A 22574-nucleotide genomic window follows, 5' to 3' on the forward strand; every position below is an offset into this window, starting at 1 on the left:
GTATTTCCCCAATTGATTTAATGTTTCTTCAAGATCGGAAAAACTTTTCATTAGGTAAATGGAAAGTGATTGCTTTCTTGGAGAGAATCCTACGGGAAACCATTCTTCTTCTCCTCCGGATTTATAGGAATTAGTAAATCTTCCATACCCAATGATACTCGGTTCTCACAATTCTGTGCCTGTTCTTGTTTCTTGCTGAAAAATTTCTAACAGCTTAAAACCATCTTTTTTTCTGGTTTCGTTTTCAACCGAATTCAAAAAAATCTTGTGCCTAAGACTTGCTAGCTCCTTTTTTAAATTCTGCTATTTTATAAGGATTTATTATTCATTCTTCATAAAATTCGATGGGCAAGTCATCAGGATCTGCAAGGAAAGTAAATCGCCTTCCCGTATGCTCATCTACACGAATAGGCTCAGATTCAATTTGCCGTTTTGATAATTCTGCGACGCAAGAATCTAGATTTGGGGTAGCAAAAGCCAAATGCCGCATTCCTGCTGCCTCTGGCCTGGAGGGTCGCTTCGGAGGAGCCGGAAAGGAAAATAGTTCAATGATATAATTTCCATTTAATTCCAAGTCCAATTTATAGGATGCTCTTTCTTTCCTATAAACCTCTCTTATGATTTTCAGTCCTAAGACCTCCGTATAGAATTTTTTGGACAGCTGGTAATCAGAACATATGATGGCAATATGATGGACTCGTGATAAGTACATTTAATCCATGAGGTGTTTCTGTAGAAAATCAGCAGTTGCTTGATCCACACGAATCATATTCGACCATTTCATCCAATGGTGTGTGTCACCAGGAATGATTATGGATTCATACGGCTTGCCCAATTCCTCAAATCTTCGGATTAAATCCACGGTTTGTCTAACCGGTACATTTCTATCATCATCCGCATGGATAAATAAAACAGGGGAGGTCCAAGTGTCTAGGTCAGCTATCGGAGAAGATTCCCAGGCAGTTTTTCTTGCCAAATCCAGGTCTGGAGCTTGTTCATAATTCGGAGAAAGGTCATACCTTCCATCCAGATCATGTACTCCATGAATATCTACACCTACTTTAAATAAATCTGAATCTCTTGCCAAAGCCAAGGCAGTTAAAAACCCACCATAAGAACCTCCATAAATCCCAATTTTTTCCGGATTCACCTGAGGTAAATTTGCCAAATATTCACCTGCAGCTTTTACGTCCTGGTATTCAACCGCGCCTTGAAAGTAGGCTCCAGCTGGTTTATGAAATTCGTAGCCGTAGCCAATTCCCAGTCTATAATTGACAGATAGCACAACGAAACCCAAATTGGCCAAGTATTGATTAATAGAATAGGTATTGGAATAATAATCCATATAACTCCAACCTAACAGCATTTGTCTCTGGGGACCTCCATGCACAAAAACTACTGCTGGCTTGGTGGAGGCTCCGCCTTCTTTTTCAAATAACTGTCCATAAACGGTGGTTCCATCAGGGGCGGTGAATTTCACTTGTTTTGGAGTGACCAATTGGTTTTGTGGAAAGTCAGTGGGTATGAGGTATTCACCAAGTAATTGCGTACTATTCCCATCTTTAACTTTTACCAAATGTGACCTTTGAGCAGTAGCACTGAAGAAGGCCAATTTTCCAGATTCACCCACCCAAACTGGGTATGCCTCGATACCGGTACCGGTAGTTTCCCAAGTCAATTTTCCCGAAGAAACCTCAATGGATCCAATATGTCTTCTGTCTAAATCTTCTGGTTCTGTACCGGTATTTGCGGAGAAAACAAGCTTTTTTCCATCTGGGCTGAGCTTAATTTGTTCCACCATGTAATTTCCAGGCGTCAATAATTTGGAAACTTTGGAATTAATATTCAGAGCATATAAATGTTGCCAGCCATCTTCATAGGATAAGTATACCAAGTCTTCATTTCCTGAGAAATCAAAGAAAGGATAGACATAGGATGCTGCTAAGGTTTTGGGAGCTTCCCATAGTTTTTGCCCCTTTTCTGATCCTATATTTGCTACCCAAATTTCCCAGGGATTGTGTCTAGGTTCTAAAATAGGGAATGCAGCACCACTGCCCCCAGGTCTTCTGATAAAGGCAATCTTTTTGCCATCAGGAGACCAGTGAATATTGGAATCTCGATGGAAAGAGGGAGATACCCATTGAATGGAAGTTTCGGGATTTTGAAAGACGCCTATCATAGAATGGGAGCCTCTGTTGACGACAAATGCGAGCTGCTGCCCATCAGGAGAATAGCTGAGCTCATTGATGTTGCCCTTGATTTCAAAGAGTTGGCTTGGCTTCTCTGAACTATCTAAATCTACCGCCCAAACCTGGCCTCCTTTCAAAAATAAAAGTTGATGCGGAGGACCGAATACAGGATCATCCGCTTCTGCTACCACCTCAATTTGTTGAGTAGTTAGATTTATTTTCCAAATTTCTACTTTGGGGAGAGTAGGTAGATTTTGTGCATTGACGGTGGAGGATGCATTCCCTCCTCCATGATCTCCGCCTCTTACAAATACTAGCCATTTTCCATCAGGAGAAAACTGAAGGCTTGAAATCTCTTGTCCATCATCTTTATCAAACGGAGTGATTTTTTTTGGAGTGAAGCCTGGGCCCTCCGCTAGGTAAACATTTCGCTTCCCTTGTTCATTCATGGCCCAGGCTATTTTTTCTCCAGTGGGAGAGCTGGTTAATTCGGAGGGAAAGGAAAATTTTCCTACTTGTTCCATGGTGAAATTTTGGGCACACAACACATGGGCAAGAAGAAAAAATACAAGCGTAAGAAAATGGTTAGGTTTCATATAGGAGGTGGTTAAATGATTGGAAAGATTGAAGACTCGCATGCTTAGTACTTGTCATGAATCAGGTAAAGTGTTTTTTCTAACTCTGTTTTCAATTGAGAAGAAGGTAAGGCATAATTATTCAGAATACAGGAAAAATGCAGGATTTTACCACTCTTGGTAATGAGGTATCCACTGAGTGCATTACTCATGCTCAATGTTCCTGTTTTGGCATAGATGTAAGCAGGTTGTCCTTGATCTGCTTTGTACCAATTCTTGATGGTTCCGGATTCACCTCCTGCGGGAAAATAGGCTTTGATTTTTTCGAGAGGAACCTCTGCTCTAATCTTTCCGAGTAAGGCAATGATTGAACGAGGAGTAAACATGTTTTTTGCGGATAGACCAGAACCATCCACCCATAAGGGTTCATCCGGTAAATCAGCTAACAGATTTTCTTTTGCATAGTCGATGGCATCCGATGTACTGAGTTGGTTGGTCAGTTGATCGGAAACCAATAGCATTAATTGTTCAGCTAGGAAGTTGTCCGAAATTTTCATCATTTGTGCATATATGCTATCTGCAGGGGTGGTTTGAAGTTTTTTCGGGTCTAATTTTCCTATTTCCTTATCTTGAATAATTGTGATCTCTTTCCCCGTTTTTTCTGCTAGAAGCTTTGCTATGAACTCTGAACTGGTTACAAATGGAATGTCTTGTTCAAATTCTTTTACCTCTACCCGGTCAGCTGTTTGATAGGAGAACTTGTTTTCAAAACGATCTCTTCTAAATCGGTACCCTTTCCAGTCCTCGGTTATCGTTCCAGTTAAATCAGGCTTGAAACGTTCTGGAATTACCCTAAATGTTTGTTCCGTAGAGTCCTGTTGGATTCGTACCACATTTCCAAAAATGGGCATGGCCGATCGCTCGGTCGCATAATAATAATTATACCAATCCCATGACCATCCTGGGCCGAAGGCATCCACTTGGTCAAAATTGTCTAGCAGGAATAAGTTTTTGTTGGAGGATTTTAAAAATTGAAGTGCTACTTCATTTTGTAGGTCTGGATGCAATAAGCCGGGATCTCCTGTCCCCCAGAAAATTAAGGAATCGCCTTTTTCTATGTAGTTCAGTCCATTGACCAAATCATCGCCCAATACGGAGTAAGAGGTATAGAAGGTGAATAGTTTGGTGTTGGAAGCAGGGATAAAATATTTATCCGAATTGATATCCACCAAGACTTCACCCTTTTCAGGGTCGAGAAGCATAAAACCCATGTGCCCTTTATTGAGAATCTCTGATTTGTTCAGTGATTTATTGATTTTTTGGACGGTACAGGAACTGAAAAGTACCAATATTCCAATAAGTAATTTCTTCATAGGTTGGGGATTTCTATCAAAAGATAAATAAAAAAAGTCTCCTATTGAATGGATAGGAGACTTAGGTTTATAATAAAAGGATTATTGGTCTTACTAGATTTTGTCCAGTAACGTAACAGTAGGGACGTTGTTTTCATTTCTACTTACTTCGCTATCGGGATAGGCCAATCTTCTGCCATCGTATCCTGTTTCAGGATGTAGGAATATATTTTGAATAACTGCATTAAATAGATGATTCGGAATTTATAGCCCAAAAAAAGCCACTTCAATTTGAAGTGGCTTTATATGAAAGGAGGGTGGTCTTAGTGGATTACTTTTTTTGTTTCCGTTACGATCTTCTTTCCATCTTCATATTTGATTTCCTTTTTTACCTCAACTCGTTCAGCCATTTCGGATCCATGAGAAACATGGCTAATATGTGGGGCAATTACCAATGCCACGATAGACATCAATTTGATCAAGATATTCATGGAAGGTCCAGAAGTGTCTTTAAAGGGATCTCCTACTGTATCACCAGTAACAGAAGCTTTATGTGGTTCTGACTTCTTGTAGTACATTTCGCCATCTATTTCCACTCCTTTTTCAAAGGATTTTTTTGCATTATCCCATGCACCACCTGCATTGGATTGAAACATTCCCATCAAGACTCCTGAAACAGTTACCCCCGCAAGTAAACCTCCCAACACCTCGGGTCCAAAAGTAAAACCTACAATAATGGGAGTGATCAAGGCGATAGCTCCTGGGGCAATCATTTCACGAATTGAAGCTTTTGTGGAGATTTCAACACATTTGTCATATTCAGGCTTGGCTTTATACTCCATGATTCCAGGGATTTCCCTAAACTGACGTCGAACTTCATTCACCATGTCCATGGCTGCTCTACCTACTGCTGCAATGGCGAGAGAGGAGAAAATAAATGGAATCATACCTCCGACAAATAGTCCTGCCAATACATCCGCTTTATAGATGTCAATGGCATCAATTCCTGCTATTCCAACAAATGCTGCAAATAATGCCAGAGATGTCAATGCTGCTGAAGCAATAGCAAAGCCTTTTCCGGTAGCTGCTGTGGTATTTCCTACCGCATCTAAAATATCTGTTCTACCTCTTACCTCTTCTGGAAGCTGGCTCATTTCCGCAATTCCTCCTGCATTATCCGCAATGGGTCCAAATGCATCAATCGCTAACTGCATGGCCGTAGTCGCCATCATTCCTGCAGCTGCAATCGCTACTCCGTACAATCCTGCAAATTCATAAGCTCCATAGATTCCACCTGCTAATACCAAAATCGGTAATACAGTGGATTCCATTCCTACAGATAAACCACCGATTATGTTGGTAGCATGTCCTGTAGCGGATTGCTTTATAATCGATAGGACAGGTCTTTTACCCATCGCAGTATAATACTCTGTAATAATACTCATCAAAGTTCCCACGATCAATCCCAGAATGATGGCATAAAATACGTCCATGTTCGAAAACGCATACCCTCTGATCGAAAGGGTTTCAGGTAGCATGTATTGTACAACAAAGAAAGAAGCAATACCCGTAAAGATGATAGAAGACCAGTTTCCCATGTTCAATGCTTTTTGAACATCTCCTTTTTCATCTTTAATGGTTACGAATGCCATTCCTATGATAGAAAACACAATTCCCAATCCCGCAAGAATCATGGGTAGTAGAATAGGTGCTATTCCTCCAAATGCATCTACAGAAACAATTTCTCTTCCCAATACCATGGTGGCTAGGATAGTAGCTACGTAGGATCCAAAAAGGTCAGCTCCCATACCTGCTACATCGCCTACATTATCTCCCACATTATCTGCAATGGTGGCCGGATTTCTCACATCATCTTCAGGGATTCCTGCTTCAACTTTTCCAACTAAATCTGCACCTACGTCAGCGGCTTTGGTATAGATACCACCGCCTACTCTTGCAAATAATGCGATGGATTCTGCACCCAAAGAGAAGCCTGCCAATACTTCCAAGGCTTTTTCCATCTCGACGCCATTTACTCCAGCTCCTACGCTCTGTACGTAAAGATGGTAGAAGAAAATGAACAGAGAGCCTAAACCCAATACGGCAAGTCCTGCAACTCCAAGTCCCATGACAGATCCTCCTGTAAATGACACTTTGAGGGCTTGCTTCAGGCTTGTTCTTGCAGCCTGAGTAGTTCGTACATTCGCTTTGGTAGCGATACGCATTCCGATAAATCCTGCAAAAGCCGAGAAAAATGCACCAATTAAAAATGAAATGGCAATGACCGGGCTTGATGTTTCTACCATCATTCCTGACCATCCTAATAGAATCATGGCAATGACGGCAAAGTAACCAAGTACCTTCCATTCTGCCCTAAGAAATGCCATGGCACCATCGGCGATATAGCCCGCCAGTTCCACCATGGTCTTATCTCCTGTTTCTTGTTTCGTAACCCAGGAAGATTTTATGGCCATTACGATGAGACCTAAAATTCCCAATGCTGGGACCAAATAAATAAGCGCGTTTTCCATATAAATTCGTAATACTAAATTGGATTTATTGATTATCAACTGAGCAAATATAGAATTTCTCTTGAAGGCGACAACTCCAAAGAAATCACTGTATAATAAGAAGAAAAACCTATTTTATTGAGGATTTAGCAATAAAACCAAGTCAAGATTAAGATTGGGCTCGTTAATGGAACTTATTTGCTGAAAATAAGTTAATTTCTATAACACATCGAACTTAGTATGAAAAGTGAAAAAATGCTTTCCGATTTAAAGTTTAATTCATTTTTAGACTTTAATCTGCTTTTTGAACAGTGGGAAAAGCTAAGTGATAAAGAGAATCCAAGTACTTGTTTGTATCAAGATTATTTGACACGAATGAAGGATTATCCTGATCTGAGTAAATTTCCTATCGAGAGAGAAGATGTATTGAAAGATAAAAATAAGCTAGGTTTTAGTTTGATCTTAAGTTCACTTTTCCCTTTATCCGGTCAGGAAGAAAATAAAATATTAGGTTTATCTAAGCCATTCGATTACAACCCGATTTATTGTACCCCTGCCTTCAAAAAGGAATTTTTGACCCCAGAAGGAGAAGTAAAGATCCCTTACAATCTCAATGAAGAGCGGATTTTTTTTCATAAAATGCTGCATGTCTATGCATTGATCCTCGACCAACTTTATGGGATCAAAATCAATGAGATTTACCCCCTAGTCTTTAAGGTTCCCAGTTCTGAAGGCTTTACTAGGCATTATCAAATCCAAATCAATTCGCAGTTTGTAAAGGTAGTTCCTAAGATCCCTCTTCCTGAAATTAAGCGAAAGTCAGAATTTTGTTCCAGTAATAAGCCCAACCATTACGATGTGGAAAAATGGATGGAGTTGTTGCCATTGGAGATGTTTGAATTCCACGGCTTTATTTTGATGGAGGCTCAGGACCTTACCGTCGCTCAAAGTGTAGCTACTTTAAATGAAGCTGTATTAAACCAAGAACAAGTAACAGCGGAGTCTTTTATGGAAATTGTAGAAGATTCCGTCAAAAGCTTATTAGGAAAGCCCGGAATAAAAGTAGGACTGGCGGTTTTACAAACCATCAATGGGAGGATAGTGATGACTGAAAGCAGACTTGCTTATAGTTATTTGATCAAACAATTGTGTGGAGAAGGTTGTGAAAAAAGTTACCAGGCTGTATTGGAGTTGTTGTCAACAGTTGAAAAACCGATTTTTCTGAATGATTTGGATGTTGCGAGAGAAAAATTGCCGTTGGGTGTGAAGTTGAATGAGATGGGAGTCAGGGAAATTATTTTGTACCCTTTGAGGCATAATGGAGATTTAGTAGGGGTTTTGGAAGTTTGTTCTTTTCAGGAGCAGACTTTTGATCCATTGATGTTAGTGACTTTAGATTATTTAGCCCCCTCGCTTTCTTTGGCTCTAAACAGGCAAGCTGAGGTGTTAGACCAAAAAATCAAAAGCATCATACGGAAAAATTTCACCGCAATACATCCTGTAGTAGAGTGGAAGTTTGACGAGATCGCATTGGATTATGTGTTAGAGGAAGAGGAAGGTGGAAGTCCTGAAATTAAACCCATTGTTTTTAACGATGTCTATCCGTTGTATGCGGCTGTGGATGTAAAAAATTCATCAGTAGAACGGAACAGTGCCATTCAAGATGATTTTCAAATACAGTTGGCCTTAGCAAAAAAGGTCTTGCGAAAGGCTAAAGAAGTTCATTTTCTTCCATTGATGGATCGATTGATAGATCAAATTGAGGAGTTCGAAAAGCGAATTAACTTTATGTTGGTAAGTGATGAAGAGGTGAAAATCACAGACTTTTTCCATTATGATTTAGAGCCTGCATTTAACTACCTAAAAAATAATTTTGAAGACCTTGAAGTGGATGTAAATACCTACTTCAAAGCTTTGGATGCTAAACTGGGAGTGGTTAGTACCAATAGGAATTCCTTCGAAAAAAGTCTTTCCAAAATAAACCAAGTAATTGGTAACTATCTCGAAAAAGAGGAAGCCAAGGTGCAGCAAATGTTCCCCCATTATTTTGAAAAATTCAAAACTGATGGGATAGAGTATAATATTTACATTGGACAGTCTTTGGTCAAAGACCAGAAGTATGATCCGCTGTATTTAAAGAATCTAAGGCTTTGGCAATTACAGACCTTAATCGAAACGGTTCATTTGGTTGCCCATCAAAAGAACGAATTGGAGTATCCATTGGATGTGACTCAAATGATTTTGGCACACAGTACACCGATCTCAATCAGTTTTAGGTTGGACGAACGAAAATTTGATGTAGAGGGAGCTTACAACATTCGATACGAAATTATCAAAAAGCGCATTGATAAGGCTTTGGTAAAAGATTCAAGAGAACGCTTGAACCAGCTTGGAAAAATTGCGATAGTTTATTCTCAGGAAAAAGAGGCTAGAGAGTACTTGGACTTTATCAAGTATCTACAGAATAAGAATTTGTTGACCAAAGAAGTGGAAGAGCTAGAGTTGGAAGAAATGCAAGGGGTATATGGGATGAAAGCGATTCGGGTCACAGTCAAAGAAAGGACTCATGAGAATCAGGAGATTTTCTCAAAACTGATAGCCGAAAGAAAAGAAGGGTAAGGTTTCTTCGTTATTAAAACCTAGAGAAATGGTAGCAACGATTTGGTTTAATGGTGCGAGCCATACTCCCAAGCCAAAGGTATTGTGCCATTTATTAGATTTTTCGTTTTCCATCCAAACTCTACCAATGTCATGAAACCCTAACACGCCTACAGTAGCTGGTAAAATGTAAGTTTTTAGGTTGAACACCTGAATCCTCACTTCCGTGTTATTGTAGGCTACTGCTTTTCCATTGAATCGGTAGCGGCGAAATCCTCTTAAATTGTCCATTCCTCCTAGGATTTGACCTTGAAAATAGGCGTAATTTCCCCAGTTTTTTCCGGCTCCGAATCGAGTGGCCCATACCATTCTGGAGGGGTAATTGAATGACCAATACAAAGCCAATTCAGTGTCAAACCGAGTGAAGTTATTGGAAGCCTTATTTAAACCCCAGCTTCGTTTAAGCTGATTTTGAAAAAGGAACCCTCGGGTAGGTATATGCTCATTATCCCTTTTGTCGAAATTGACCTGAGCAGTTACCCCTGAATAGAACTTGGCTTGATCAATATCCTCCTGGTCTAAACCAGACTCAGGACTTGTTATAAATTTTCCTTCATTATCATCCGGATCAAATCGATACACCTGATAATGTGGTCCAATGGTTAAGGTGCCACTTTCACCAAGGTTAGTTTGAAGCCCAGTGGATAATTCATACCAGCTAAAACGTGCTCGGTAATAGCGGATCTCAAAATTTTCAGGGTTGTAAGTGGATTCATTTCCTTGGCCGAAAAAGTTGAAGGCATAGTCTGGGGCTTTTATATCTGCTTTCCATACTAAATCCCAGTTATTTAAAACATCGACCGCATGACCTTCATAGTCCAGATTAAAGGCATTGGTTTTAAAAGCCCAGTTCCCTTTTAAGCTTTGTCTGATGGCATAAGGCTCTTTTTTAAACCCCTGCTTTTCCCACAAAACTCCAGCGCCAAAGAATATCCCGTCATCTTTATTGAATTCCACAGATGCTAGAGGCATCACTTTGTCATACTTAAATTCTTTTCTATTGTACTCCAATAAATTGGGTTTATAGGCTTTGATTATTTTGGACGAAGATCCGGATTGGATTTGAGTTTTTTCATTTTTTGACTGATAGATAAGCTGGGAAGTTTTCTTCAAATCAGCATCATCCTCATATTCCTTATCACCTTTACCTGGGATGACTCTAATTTTAATATCTCCAGGACCTTCTCCTTCAAAAATAAATTTGTCTTCTCCTTCCAGACCATAGAGTCGGATTTCTTTTGTTTCATCAGGGAGGAATGTTCGGTCAAAAATTTTCTGCTTTATGTTGCCTGATTTACTAATCTTGCGAACTTCCACTTTTACATTTCCGTCTGGATAATGTTTGACTTCAAACTCCTCGTTTTTATTGGAACCTACTACATTGACATTTAATGCTAAAAAATGGTAGTATTCCAGAGATTTTTCTTTGAGCCAGGTTTTTCTGTGTAGCAGTTTTGCTTTTATTTCAACCCCGTCATGTTTTTTGACCGTGTCAGGCCATGAATCCAATGCATGATCGATTTCTTCTTCCGTTAGTTTAGGAAGCAGGTTGTCCAGTACTTTTTCCCAATCCTTCTGGTCCAGATTATTCAAAAAGCTACGGTCAAAATACCTGCCGTTAAACATGAACCCATTTACATTTTTCAGTTCATAACCGAAACCTTGGAATTTAGGGTTCAACCAAGGTCTACTGGCCAGTTTTGGAAAGAAGCCTTCATTCAGGAAGAATGCCTGATCACGATCTCTTGGCATGGGTTTAAATTCCCAATCACCTTTATTTTTCTCTCCAACCCATCTCCATTGATCATCATGTCTGTCCCAATCCGCAATCCAAAGGTCAAAAATCCTTGCTTTGAGCACTTCCTTTTGATTTACCTGGTTGTCATTATCCTTCTTGATTTTTTTCAACATCTTGTCGGTGCTGAAAAACTCAATGTCTTTCGGGGCATCCGAATGGCCAATTTCCCGCTCTTCGAAGAGATAGAGTTGGTCCGCAAAGGTTTTTCGATAAACTCCTAGCAAGGGGTCATCAGGTAGATACACAATAGAGGGATTGGTATGAATCACTCCAACTGCATGGGCTAGCCTGGCAACGGCCATAGCAGCGTAGGGATGAGAGGATGAGATTTGATCTTGAACAACTTCCTTGGCTATGGTCTGCCTCAGCGGAACGGAAAGTGCATTTTCAGGATATTTGTTGATAGACCTCAATACAAATTCCTTTCCCTCGGGATTTTCTAAGCGAAGTGAACGGGTTTGCATGCCACCACCTCTTTTGGTGATCTTGAGGCCTCCTTTTTCCTGAGTCAAATCCAAAGAAGGAAAGGTAACTGGGATTGCCCAGGTCTCCCGATAGTTAGTGCCTAAAAATGCCTGATACGCCTTGCCATGCAGGTACTGTAAGGAAATGGGTTCGGTTACTTCTTTCGGAAGGTTTCTATCAAATAATTGTAACTCTGCAGGGGTATCTGCAAATGGCTGTATCAGTTCAGATTCATATAAAGGAGCTTCTTTTAAAGGGTCAAAAAAAGTGAGCTTTACCTGATGGTTTTCATAAAAATCCAAGGTGGCATACCCTTGTTTGGGATAGGTGAATTCCGCTGGGTTATTTTTTTTGATATAGGTGTTTTTCGCTCCTGCCCCGCTAACTACATAATGGGTATTTCCCTCTTTGGTATAAAAAAGGCCATGTTCATGACCAGCAACTTGAATGACATTGGGATGTGAATCAAAAAGCCGATCCAGTGCTTTGATCATGGCTTCATACTTAGGATGAGGGATGTCCTGAATATCTCCAAACCAAGATCTATACAATGGATAGATTGAACCGACTACAGGTAAAGGAATATACAGGTTTTCTGAGGCTGCTGTTAAAGGGAAAAGATGGTCTTTCCAGCTATATGCCCCATTATGCGGTCCATAAGCGCGCATGGGATGGTGCATGGCAAATACAATGGTTTTATCTTGATTCTCTTCCAGGGTATAGGCCAGTGAAGCTAAAATTTCCTCTTCGGTTTTGAATTCACAATCGGATTCAACGCCTGGCTTGTCTTTGGAATGCAGCCACCATTGGCTATCAAAGGCAATCAGCAATGTTTCTGAATCAAGTAGTGTTAGGTAAGGACCAGGGCAACCTCCAGAAGGGACTAAATTGACTTTTTCAGTAGGGTAATTGTCTTCAATATATTCTTCAGCATACAGTATTCGATTCCAACCTTCAGACTTTCCCTTTTTCCAATCATGATTTCCTGGGACCATCCAGATTTTCCCGGAAATAGAAGAAAATAAATCAAGCTGAGTTTTCAATATGGCTTCTGCTTCTGGTCGATCTTCATCACTAATCGATGGCATTCCTAATGGATAAATATTATCTCCTAGGTAGAGGATATGAGTGGGTAAATTCGGTTCCGAAAGCGCCTTTTGTTTTACTTTTTCAACAACTGGATGATGTTTGTTTTCTAATTCCCCTGCATCCCCAATTAAATAAAGCCTGAACTTTAAGTCAGCTTCTTGGGCATTGGTACTAACTACCCAGAAAAGAGTAAGGATGTAGAGAAACAGCTTTTTCATGGCTGATAAGGGAATATAAGAATATTGGGTCGGCCATCCCTGGCTTCATTCGAAATGAAAAGTGTCCCATCTTTGGAAAAAGTAATCCCTTCCGGTTGCTTGAAAAGAGCCGGGTTTAAATGATGAAAGCTAACAGGGTTAAATTCTTGATCTAATACCATAAGCCAGTGGTCACTTGAAGATAAGAGGTAGTATTTTTTTTCGATGGGATGGAAAGCAATAGCAGATGGTTGCATTTTGACTTTCTTAAAATCATCTTCCTTTAATAATGGTTCCAATTGCTCATTCTTAAGAATAAAATTGGCATCCTCTTCAAAACTCATAGACTCTAAATTGAAAGCAAAAACTGAGGATTTATTGGAGCTTTTATCCCAACTACAGACTTTGCAAAAAATCCAAATGAGAGGTTCGTCCGCAGATTTGATCAATGCCTCAAAATCTCGTTTTTCTTGAATAGGGAATTTATGGATAGTCGTGTTACTATATTCCGTTAATGGTTCCTCTACTTGATAGAGGTTTCCATTACTTTGAAGGACCCAGGCTTCATTGCCCATGAGCATGATATCTTCAATGTCTTTGTTTTTGGCAAACTTTTTTTTATCAGTGATTTTGCCTGAGTTAGGATTTAATTCAAAAATAACGGAAGACTCATCTTCAATCGCCCAAAGGGTTTGTTCATTGATCCATTCCAGCCCAGAGATTTCCTCCAAATCATTGGAGAGGTTGAATTTTTCCACATTTTCCAAAGAGTAATGGGAGGGAAAACTGTAATAATCTGCCCGCTTATCCTGTGAATAACATTGACTTAAAAGCAGAAAGCAAAAAATGGATATATTAGATATTTGGTTCATGTATGATCGAGAACTAATATTCTTTTATCTTAGAATACTCAAAATAAGGTAATAACAGTGGATAACCAATTGAAAAAATTCGAATCCTGGATGCGGGAAATGTTTGCTAACCGACAAATTCCTGAGGTTTGCTATCATAATCTGGACCATACCTTATTAATTGTAGAAAAAGTAAATGAGATAGGAAAGTACTATAAACTTTCTGATCAGGACCTTGAAGATCTATTTTATGCCGGCTGGCTACATGATGTTGGTTACTGGGATGGAGTGGCTGAAGGACATGAACAGCAAGGAGCAGACCTTGCTCAGAATTGCCTGACCGAATTAGGTCTTCCTGACGAAAGGGTCCAACGAATTAAATCTGCTATTTTAGCTACTAAAGTTCCTCAGAAACCTAAGGATTTATTTGAATCGATTATTTGTGATTCAGATTTGTACCATTTGAGTTCGGATTTATTTTATGAGCAGACACTTTTATTGAGAAAGGAAAAAGAAAGTGCATTAGGAAAGAAAATTCCGCTGGAAGAATGGCTAAAAGGTACTAGGGAGTTTATGGAATCCCACCATTATCAAACCGAATATGCTTTGAAGTATTTTCAACCTGGGAAAGAAAAAAACAAATTGATATTGGAAGAGAAAATAGAAGATGCAGAGTTGCTCGCAAAAAAAAAAGGAAAGAAAAAAGAGAAGAATAAAAAATCAGACCGTGGGATAGAGACCATGTTTCGCGTTACTTCCAAAAATCATATGGAGCTTTCCTCCATTGCCGATAATAAGGCCAACATTATGATCTCTGTCAACTCGATCATCATTTCCATCGTTGTCACAGTTTTAATTCGAAAACTAGAGGAGTTTCCTAACTACACCATTCCGGCCATCTTATTAATTTCTACTTGTTTGGGAGCCATGGTGTTTGCCATTTTGGCTACCAGGCCAAAAGTCACCCATGGGAGTGTTTCGGAAGAAAGTATTGGAAAAAAGGAAAGCAACCTGTTGTACTTTGGGAATTTCTATGAAATGAGTCTTCAGGAATATACAGAAGGGATGCATGCGATGATTGAGGATGGGTCTTTCTTATATGATTCCATGATTAGAGATATCTATTTTTTAGGGAAGGTGCTGGCCGTGAAATATAAATTGCTTCGAAAAAGCTATAATATTTTCATGTTTGGATTTATTATCTCTATCCTTTCTTTTTTGATCGCCTCTATCTTTTTTGAGCCTTTGCAATATTAGAAGCAAAAACTCTGCTTTAAGAGAGTTATCCTCGGTATTTCCTATGGTTCGAGTAGCTGAAATTTTGCAATCGTGATAGTTTCCTGATGTTTCAAAATTAATTTTCGATTCAAATTCTCGAATATGAAAAAAGTACTCATCGTAGAAGACGATCCAAATATCAGTGAGTTGATTTAAATTCACCTGAATGACCTAGGCTATCAAATTCAGGTTCGAAATAATGGAAGGTTAGGTTTCGAAGAGGCAAATTCAAATTCATTCGATTTAATTCTCTTAGATATCATGTCGCCAGAAATGGATGGGATTGCAATTTGCTAGCGTTTGAGAGCATTGGTTGATTATTCCCCCATTCTAATGATTACCGCCAAATCAGAGGAAATTGATAAAGTGATTGGGTTGGAGTCAGGAGCGGACGATTACATTATCAAACCTTTTAAAATCCAAGAGTTTTATCAACATGATAATTAATTAAGTGGAGCATTACCAAAAGGAATTCCAACTGACCCACACCATAAAATAACATGGGTGTATTTTTCTGTGGTAACTCCTGAGGGGATTAAGAAGTAATTGGTTCCTGCATTTCGTACTACCCCCATTGCCAATAAATCAGGATTTCCATTTCCAGGATCTGCCATAAAGGTATCCGAGGTAGAGAGAAATACTTTGACAGTTCCTGTTGCTAATGCAGTATTGAAACTACTTCTAAATGGATTGAATTGGTGGCTTTCTGAGTCTACTCCAAGGGAGACAAATCCAGTTGATCCGGCACCGTTTTGATCTACAAAATTCCCCATCCTTAGGACATTAAAGGAGCCTTGGGGTAAGGTTGGGTCAATGAAAGTTGGTTCGGGATCATCTGAGCAAGCAACTAGGCCCAGAAAAGCGAAGTAAAAAAGGAGCATAATCTTTTCCATGGTATTATTGGTTTTGTGATATTCAAAAATTGGCCTTAGGTTATCACAAAAAAATCACAGAAGAATAAAGCTTTTGTCGCAAAAATCGGCTTGTTTTGAAGGAGAACGATTACATCATTACAATGAATCAACGAGATATTGATCAATTTTTGGCTTTACCATCACCTAAACAGCACTTTTCAGCCGAGTTGAAAGCCTTGTATTATGACGGAAAAGGGGATTGGCAAACTGCCCATGATTTAGTGGATCAATTGCCCGGAAAGTCCGCAGCAAGGATTCATGCCTATTTACATAGGAAGGAAGGTGACCAGTGGAATGCGGATTATTGGTATAGAAGAGCGGGAGAATCCATACCATCTGTTTCATTGAAGGAAGAATGGGAGATGCTTCTTGAGCGCTATAATGAAAGTTTGGAGGAATAAAAACATAAAATTTATTTAGTTGATCTACATATATGGTTAATTAATGGGTGTTTTTAGTTAAAAAATACCCAATACTGGGTATTTTTTGAAAGTATAGAGAATGGTAATTTTAGAAAAATTTAATTTTCTGTTATGAAATTCTTTTACTTAGCATCTAGCCCAAATTCTGAAGGTGAATTTGAAATTCACGATCGTGAATGTGAGTTTATTCCGGATCTACATGAAAGAGAGTATTTAGGACCTTATAATAACGGCAAAGAAGCGATGCGGAAGGCATTGGATTTAAATCCCAAAGCAACTATTTGTGAGAAATGTGGTACGTCAGCTTTTCACGGGATTTTTTCTGACAAGTAATCTTTTATTTATAATTTTTTAAGATCCTACTTTATAAAATCATCGAAACTTGTAAATTCGAGCCTGTTTCGGGGTGTGGCGCAGTCCGGTTAGCGTACACGTCTGGGGGGCGTGGGGTCGTGGGTTCAAATCCCGCCACCCCGACAATCATAGAACAGTTCTTCGGAACTGTTTTTTTTTTTAGTTATAGAATTCAAGGTATACATACTTTATTTTCACAAGCTTGGGAAATACTACGTGGGGTAAATGAATTGATAGTTATTTACTTCTTTTCATTTATAAACAAAAAGCCTTGGCTCCAAAAGAAACCAAGGCTCTAAATTTAGCATCCCCATTTGTATGGAGGTGGCTTGATAGACTCGCTGCAGGGGTTACCGGGTTCTGATGCATTTCTACATCGTTCTAGACCCTCTTCAATCGTGTACTTTGGATGTGGATAGGGTTGACCTTCGAAGAAGAGATCCATCTGTGCCAAGGCACAAATCATCATCTCATCATCTTTTGAAGGCGGTTTTGGTGCACCAATTCCATCTTTGTTTCCATACCATCTCATACAGGCTTGGGCCTTAGCATCTTCAGGATCTATACTGGGATTTTCAGAATAAATCTTAAGGAAAGTGGCTGCGACCAAATCTTGTGCTTCATACTGGCTGATATTAGGAATTTTGGTCTTGTCGTCCGTACAAAGTCCGGTCACGCCTGCCGCGATCATATGATTGCCTATGAGGTAGGGAGTTTCTCTTTTCGAATCTGGCCTCACCTTAAATTTCCCTGTTTGCATCACATTTACTTGAGGTACCTTGTCCACTTGCGGCAGAATGTCTGTGTATGCTGTTCTAAACCAACCTGGCGCCTGTGGATCGTAAAGAGGCGAACCACAAATTAATAGAGGAAGCGTGTATTTGCTGTCTTCTGGTAAGTCCGGGGGAGAAAGATAAAGCTCCAACATTGACTTGATATAGTCTCGATCTGGTCCTCCGTCAAAAAAGCCAGAGGCCATCATGATCGGGAAATAATCATTGGCATATTCACTCTCACCGGAGCCAGGAGCCGCAATAGGATTTACATCAATAAAGGTTTTGTACCTACTGATCTCAGAAGGGTCCACTCCGGCAGCCTCAAGAATCCGTCCCCAACGCTGGAAAGTCATAGCATTATCAAAGGTACCTGCCTGCAATACTGCCCATGGTGGATAGTGTAGGAGCAGAAGGCCTTTTTGTCCCATGACGTTCAGTCCGAGTGGAGGGAATAACTGCCATTTTGAGGTGCCGTCAGCAGGATTTTTGTTGACATGATATCCTTCCATTGGATTCCAAACCCCTAGTTCTTGAAGCAATTCTTTACCCCGTATTGCCTTGATGGCATAGTCTTTACTGAAAATTTTTGCATGGGTCGTACCGAAATTGACTAGCAAATCAATATCAACTTCGGCGTCAATTTCTATCAAATACTCCCCATCGACTAAGTCCACTTCGACCTTATCTATTTTAGAAATCCCGTCGGCTTTCAAGGAATTTGTGGTGTAATGTGCGATCACATCGCAAAAGTTTTTAACCTTTAATTTTTTGGGGTCCGCGTCTTTGGCGGGAGGGTAAAGTTGATCTATAAAATGGGCAGAGCCCAGGGAGTATCTGTAAACAGTCATAAGCTTAAAATTTATTTCAAAAATTATTTATTCCATCCAGTGAAATCAGAGATCACATGAACTGAATCACTTGTGTATTTATCACTTGGATTCCAGGTAGTTTTTACCCAAAAATTCATTGCGTTGCAAAAGTGTTCTTGAAAAACCTCACAGTTATGTGGTTCATTATCAAAAGTTGCGATCACGTTTCCATTCAAGGATTGAATTGATTTTATAGCATCAGCTTTATAGTCGGCATCCTTTTGGTCTACGTCTAGTTTTAAATTGAGTTCACATCTGCCTTGCCAAAACGGGAAGCCTCTGTTGGTAAGGCTCAATGTGGTGCCTTGGCCCATTCCATTTCTTAATCCACGGTCTCCAATATGCCTTCCGGTCAGGTAGTAGATCAGAGCGCCGCTTTGATAGCAAGCGTTTACAAAGTCTACAGCTCCAGGATTTGGAAGGTCTAAAGCCACGTAGTCGTCAGTGAAAAAGGTAGACCCCCAATAGTTTCTAAATGGTGTAAGTGAAGCACTATTTGGATCTAAGCCGGCTTGAGTGAGCGCGAAGGACACATTCCAGTTCATATCACCCAGAGTAAGGCCGGATGCTACTTTCACAAAATCAGGATACTTGTCTCCTTGGTCTGCGGCGAAGTTTTGAATGATAACAAGATTTCTGCGTGCTGTGGCGAATAATGTGTCGTCCAGATCGAAGACTACAATTGGGAGACCTTTGGAGGATTTGATATTGGCAAGTACTTGTTGAAGGGGGGGGAAGTTTTCCATAATTCGTAAAAAGGTTTAGATGTAAAAAGATAAAGTAAAAACTCAGATAATCAATGAATTATTTATTTGAAACTCCCGGATCAAATCATCGGCAGGAGAGATTTGCTGACTAGTGTACTGCTCGAAGTACTCTAAGAGTAAATTCAGTTGCTCCTGACCTCTGAACTCAGAGGGTAAGGAAGTAAATCCTGAAATTGCCAGTTCGAAAAGCTTCAGAGCATAGTTGAAAAGAGCTTCATCCTCTAGTCCAAAACTCGCTTTATTCCAAAACTGCTTTAAATCGGGGAGAATTTCTTCGGTGAGTTCCAAGACCGCGTCTATGCTTTGATCATGGTATAATAGCCCACAGCAGAATGCCATTGGGACTAATTGCCATTTTTCTGGTAATGCATCGCAGGACCGGAGTTCCAGAAAGCCTTTCAGTCTCACCTCTGGAAAGAGCAGTGTAAAGTGATTTCTAAGATCATCTATCGTAGGAGAAATCCCAGAAACGGGATTTTGAAGCCAGTCACTGAAGGAAAATCCCTTTGGAAGTGGCTTTGCTCCCAATCGATGGATATGGATCAGTGGTGCTTTCAATCCGAAATCCAAATAGGAATCGATTAATGAGTCAAGGTCCTGGTTTTTTTTGAAATCCAAGGGAAATCCAGTTCGCTGATGATCAAGATTTTGCCAAAGAAAACTTCGATGCGACTTATGCGAAGTAAGCTTGACTGCTTGGATAGGAGAATGTGAGAAAATTGCAGTGAGAAAAGGCGCAATTAAATTGGATGCGATGATTCTTTTTCGTCGGGTTTCTTTGCTTTCTCCTAAATCTAAATTGATGTGAATAGAGCAAGTCAATAGCATCATTTGTTTTCCACTCAGGCTGATGCCGTTCAGATATTGCTGTAATGCCTGATATCTTGGTTTTGGCAGCTGCAGTCCGATTTGATTTTCATTAAGCCAGGGATTGGTACCATAAGATGCAAATCGGATTTCCTCATTTTGGGAAATGTCATTGAGAAAAGCCCAAGTGGATCCCAGTTGCGTTTGAATTTGATCAAAGCTGTTACAAGGAGCTGTAGCCACTTCCAATTGACCACCTGGCTCAAATTGAATAATGTCTCCGTGGGAAAGAATCACCTTATCTAAAAATCGTTTCTGGTGTTCTGGTAGGGAATAAAACACCGATTCTTGCGAAGTAGATTTAGCAGTTTTTTCTATGGCTCCTGCAAGAGAATCTACCCCTTCATAAAGGGGGACTGGTACAATGGTTTTTTGATCGATGCGGTATGGAAAGCTTTCGATTTCCAACCCGATTAATCCGGGCTTAGATGGATTTTTTTGAAGCTTTGGGCTGAAGAGCTCATCCTCAACAAACTTTCGACAAATATCCTGATTTAGGTTGGTGAATTCCATTAAAAAATAATTGAGGGCATAATTACATTCTGTCGATATGTTCAGTTTTTTCTATCACTTTTTCTATTATTTCGATCTTTTTGAGGGTCTCCCAGAGTATAAGATTTTCAAATGCGATACCCCCTCCACCACGTCTTTCTTGGCTGATTTGGCGATTGATATCTGCGATAATGATCATGTTCTTTCGTTCATCAAAAGATATTCCCCATTTCGCATGGTCTTTTGAAAAACCCCAGCGGTATCCGTCCAAACCTATTTTTGATAAATCAATATCTACAATATCCTCTGTCAATTCGGATTTTACAGAATCGATATCATCAAAGACCATCCCACGGCGCCAAGTTTCGACACTCAGATTGATGGCCAAGGTGGGTCCGATCAAATCTTTCCAAAAATCAAAACCTATTTCTCCATTGGCCTTGGGTTTACTCCAAATCCTATTCTTAGCGATGAGTGAAAAAGTTTTTCCTGCCTTTGAAGTAAATGTCAGATTCGCGGGCTTGCTTGGTTTTTCATAAGGAAGATTTTTTGCAAACTTATAAATCGCGTCTTCCGCAGAGGCTTCCTCCAAATTGGATTCATAGACTTGACCTTCATTTTGGGTATGTACCACCTCAGCTATCGCATTGGCGGTTTCATAATCTTTTAAGCTTATGCAAAGATAAGTTTGGCCAAATTTTCGTTCATTTTCCGGAAGTTCGATTTCAGCGCTAGTTGGGAATCTAGGAGTGGAGTGGAGGAGGTAAAAGCCAGAATTAGTTTCTTTTGAAAAAGCTAAAATTCCCTTAGAATGGCCCTTTTGACCTTGATTTTTAGGTTTGGGATTTTTTGGAGTTGGAGGAATTTCATCATTCCAAAGTACAAAACCACCTTTTTTTGGACTTGAAAAAATCTGGTTCAGAGTCAATCCCAAGGCCGACTTTTCTTCATTCAACCGTGTTGAAGATAATTTGACCCCGTCTGTTGACTGAGCGTCAAAATAAAGAAATTCAAATCCCGAAGAATCCTTTTTTGGCCCTACGTTCATTGGAAGTTTGTACATAAACCACCAATCAACTGGTTTGCCATCCTCATTACTCAAAGGTGAAATCATGCCAACTTAGTTTTCGAATTGGAAACTATCTCCTCGATACACGAATAGAATTCTGCTGCACAATTCGTGGAAAAGAAATGATCTATCTCCTTGATTCCAGTAGGGCTGGTGACGTTGATCTCTGTGAGATAATCGCCAATTACATCTATACCAACGAATAGAAGGCCTTTATCCTTGAGGATTGGACCAAGTTCGCGGCAAATCCAAAGGTCCTGATCTGTGAGTTTAAAGCCTTCAGCCTTCGCTCCCACAGCTAAATTCCCACGATGATCCCCTTTGCTGGGAATTCGGGTGATTCCGTAGGGGATGGGCTCTCCATTGATTAGGATAATCCGCTTATCTCCCTTGATTTCAATCTCTGGAATATAAGCTTGGGCTTGCACATATTCGGTTTCTTTTCGAGTGATTTCTTCAAGAATTACATTGGTGTTGATATCTCCTTCAGCGATAACGAAAATGGATTGACCCCCCATTTTTCCTGTTGGCTTCACTACGATTTTCTGGTGTTTGGTTAGAAATTCTTTAAGACGCTCTTTAGAGCGGGTGAGTATGCTCGGTGGGCAGCATTGCGGAACCCAAGCCGTAAAGACCTTTTCATTGACATCTCGAAGGGATTGAGCCTTATTCACCACGAGTACTCCTTGAGCTTCAGCGAGCTCCAAAATATAGGTGGACATTATAAACTCAATATCAAAAGGAGGATCTTTTCGCATCAAAATGACATCCAGGTCCCCTAAAGAAGTTTCCTCTTGGCTTTGGATCTCAAACCAATTGGACTGACTATTAAATAGCTTAACCCAGGTCAATTTGCCTTTTGCCTCGCCGTCTAGAATGAACAAGTCTTTCATTTCCAGATAAGCTACTTGGTGTCCGCGGGCCTGAGCTTCCAGCATGAGCGCTAGCGAAGTGTCTTTTTTAGGGTTGATCGAGTCTATTGGATCCATTACCACTCCTATTTTAAGGCACTTTTTGTTAGTTTGATCCATAGGTCGCTGAGATAAAAAAGGTTGTGTTGAAAAACAGGATAAAGTTTATTA

Annotated in this window: 17 protein-coding genes and 1 tRNA gene; 6 read left to right on the top strand and 12 right to left on the bottom strand. The window is 39.9% G+C overall.

The window, feature by feature from the left end; genetic code table 11:
- Nucleotides 1-325: 325 nt before the first annotated feature.
- From gloA2 to JYB62_RS00515, 4 genes are all read right to left on the bottom strand, one after another.
- Nucleotides 326-712 carry an SMU1112c/YaeR family gloxylase I-like metalloprotein gene (gene gloA2, locus JYB62_RS00500; RefSeq protein WP_205643498.1) on the bottom strand — a complete coding sequence of 129 codons (387 nt, stop codon included), beginning with the start codon at nt 710-712 and terminating at the stop codon, nt 326-328.
- Nucleotides 713-2785, bottom strand: coding sequence for a S9 family peptidase (locus JYB62_RS00505; protein WP_205643499.1), 2073 nt, complete (start codon nt 2783-2785; stop codon nt 713-715).
- A gap of 44 nt (nt 2786-2829) precedes the next feature.
- A complete protein-coding gene (locus JYB62_RS00510; RefSeq protein ID WP_205643500.1) occupies nt 2830-4137 on the bottom strand; it encodes a D-alanyl-D-alanine carboxypeptidase in 1308 nt (435 codons plus the stop codon).
- A 302-nt stretch (nt 4138-4439) separates the two neighbouring features.
- Nucleotides 4440-6647: a sodium-translocating pyrophosphatase gene (locus JYB62_RS00515; protein WP_205643501.1), complete on the bottom strand. Its 2208-nt coding sequence runs from the start codon at nt 6645-6647 to the stop codon at nt 4440-4442.
- A gap of 219 nt (nt 6648-6866) precedes the next feature.
- Between JYB62_RS00515 and JYB62_RS00520 the strand changes: the two genes are divergently transcribed.
- Nucleotides 6867-9245, top strand: coding sequence for a GAF domain-containing protein (locus tag JYB62_RS00520; RefSeq protein WP_205643502.1), 2379 nt, complete (start codon nt 6867-6869; stop codon nt 9243-9245).
- On the opposite strand, the gene JYB62_RS00525 is transcribed toward JYB62_RS00520, so the two are convergent.
- Entirely contained in the window at nt 9213-12854 is a 3642-nt protein-coding gene (locus tag JYB62_RS00525) for a BamA/TamA family outer membrane protein (protein ID WP_205643503.1), read from the bottom strand. The two genes, JYB62_RS00520 and JYB62_RS00525, sit on opposite strands and share 33 nt — an antisense overlap.
- Nucleotides 12851-13705: an SdiA-regulated domain-containing protein gene (locus tag JYB62_RS00530; RefSeq protein ID WP_205643504.1), complete on the bottom strand. Its 855-nt coding sequence runs from the start codon at nt 13703-13705 to the stop codon at nt 12851-12853. Before JYB62_RS00530 ends, JYB62_RS00525 begins: the two co-directional genes overlap by 4 nt.
- A gap of 69 nt (nt 13706-13774) precedes the next feature.
- On the opposite strand from JYB62_RS00530, the gene JYB62_RS00535 reads away from it, so the two are divergent.
- Together JYB62_RS00535 and JYB62_RS00540 are read left to right on the top strand one after the other, a co-directional pair.
- Complete coding sequence (locus JYB62_RS00535) at nt 13775-14941, top strand: Pycsar system effector family protein (RefSeq protein ID WP_243431406.1); 1167 nt, start codon at nt 13775-13777, stop codon at nt 14939-14941.
- Between the two features lie 321 nt (nt 14942-15262).
- Entirely contained in the window at nt 15263-15409 is a 147-nt protein-coding gene (locus tag JYB62_RS00540; protein ID WP_205643506.1) for a response regulator, read from the top strand.
- Here JYB62_RS00540 and JYB62_RS00545 read toward each other — a convergent pair.
- Nucleotides 15406-15855, bottom strand: coding sequence for a DM13 domain-containing protein (locus tag JYB62_RS00545; RefSeq protein ID WP_205643507.1), 450 nt, complete (start codon nt 15853-15855; stop codon nt 15406-15408). The genes JYB62_RS00540 and JYB62_RS00545 overlap by 4 nt on opposite strands.
- A gap of 95 nt (nt 15856-15950) precedes the next feature.
- On the opposite strand from JYB62_RS00545, the gene JYB62_RS00550 reads away from it, so the two are divergent.
- From JYB62_RS00550 to JYB62_RS00560, 3 genes are all read left to right on the top strand, one after another.
- On the top strand, nt 15951-16277 hold the full coding sequence (locus tag JYB62_RS00550) for a hypothetical protein (RefSeq protein ID WP_394369680.1): 327 nt from the start codon (nt 15951-15953) through the stop codon (nt 16275-16277).
- Nucleotides 16278-16409: 132 nt separating this feature from the next.
- Nucleotides 16410-16631 carry a hypothetical protein gene (locus JYB62_RS00555; RefSeq protein ID WP_205643508.1) on the top strand — a complete coding sequence of 74 codons (222 nt, stop codon included), beginning with the start codon at nt 16410-16412 and terminating at the stop codon, nt 16629-16631.
- Nucleotides 16632-16700: 69 nt separating this feature from the next.
- Nucleotides 16701-16775 (top strand) — tRNA-Pro (locus JYB62_RS00560).
- Between the two features lie 178 nt (nt 16776-16953).
- Here the strand turns inward: JYB62_RS00560 and JYB62_RS00565 are convergent.
- From JYB62_RS00565 to gshB, 5 genes are read right to left on the bottom strand one after another with little or no spacing between them, the layout of a single operon-like run.
- Nucleotides 16954-18276, bottom strand: coding sequence for a hypothetical protein (locus tag JYB62_RS00565; protein ID WP_205643509.1), 1323 nt, complete (start codon nt 18274-18276; stop codon nt 16954-16956).
- 23 nt (nt 18277-18299) lie between these two features.
- Nucleotides 18300-19043, bottom strand: a complete 744-nt coding sequence (locus JYB62_RS00570) for a hypothetical protein (protein WP_205643510.1) — start codon at nt 19041-19043, stop codon at nt 18300-18302.
- A gap of 42 nt (nt 19044-19085) precedes the next feature.
- Nucleotides 19086-20444, bottom strand: a complete 1359-nt coding sequence (locus JYB62_RS00575; RefSeq protein WP_205643511.1) for a glutamate-cysteine ligase family protein — start codon at nt 20442-20444, stop codon at nt 19086-19088.
- Between the two features lie 22 nt (nt 20445-20466).
- Complete coding sequence (locus JYB62_RS00580; RefSeq protein ID WP_205643512.1) at nt 20467-21537, bottom strand: deoxyribonuclease II family protein; 1071 nt, start codon at nt 21535-21537, stop codon at nt 20467-20469.
- Nucleotides 21534-22523 carry a glutathione synthase gene (gshB, locus tag JYB62_RS00585; RefSeq protein WP_262897653.1) on the bottom strand — a complete coding sequence of 330 codons (990 nt, stop codon included), beginning with the start codon at nt 22521-22523 and terminating at the stop codon, nt 21534-21536. The genes JYB62_RS00580 and gshB overlap by 4 nt, the downstream gene beginning before the upstream one ends.
- Nucleotides 22524-22574: the final 51 nt, after the last annotated feature.

Origin of the sequence: Algoriphagus lutimaris, assembly GCF_017051705.1 — a bacterium.
Lineage (GTDB): Bacteria > Bacteroidota > Bacteroidia > Cytophagales > Cyclobacteriaceae > Algoriphagus > Algoriphagus lutimaris.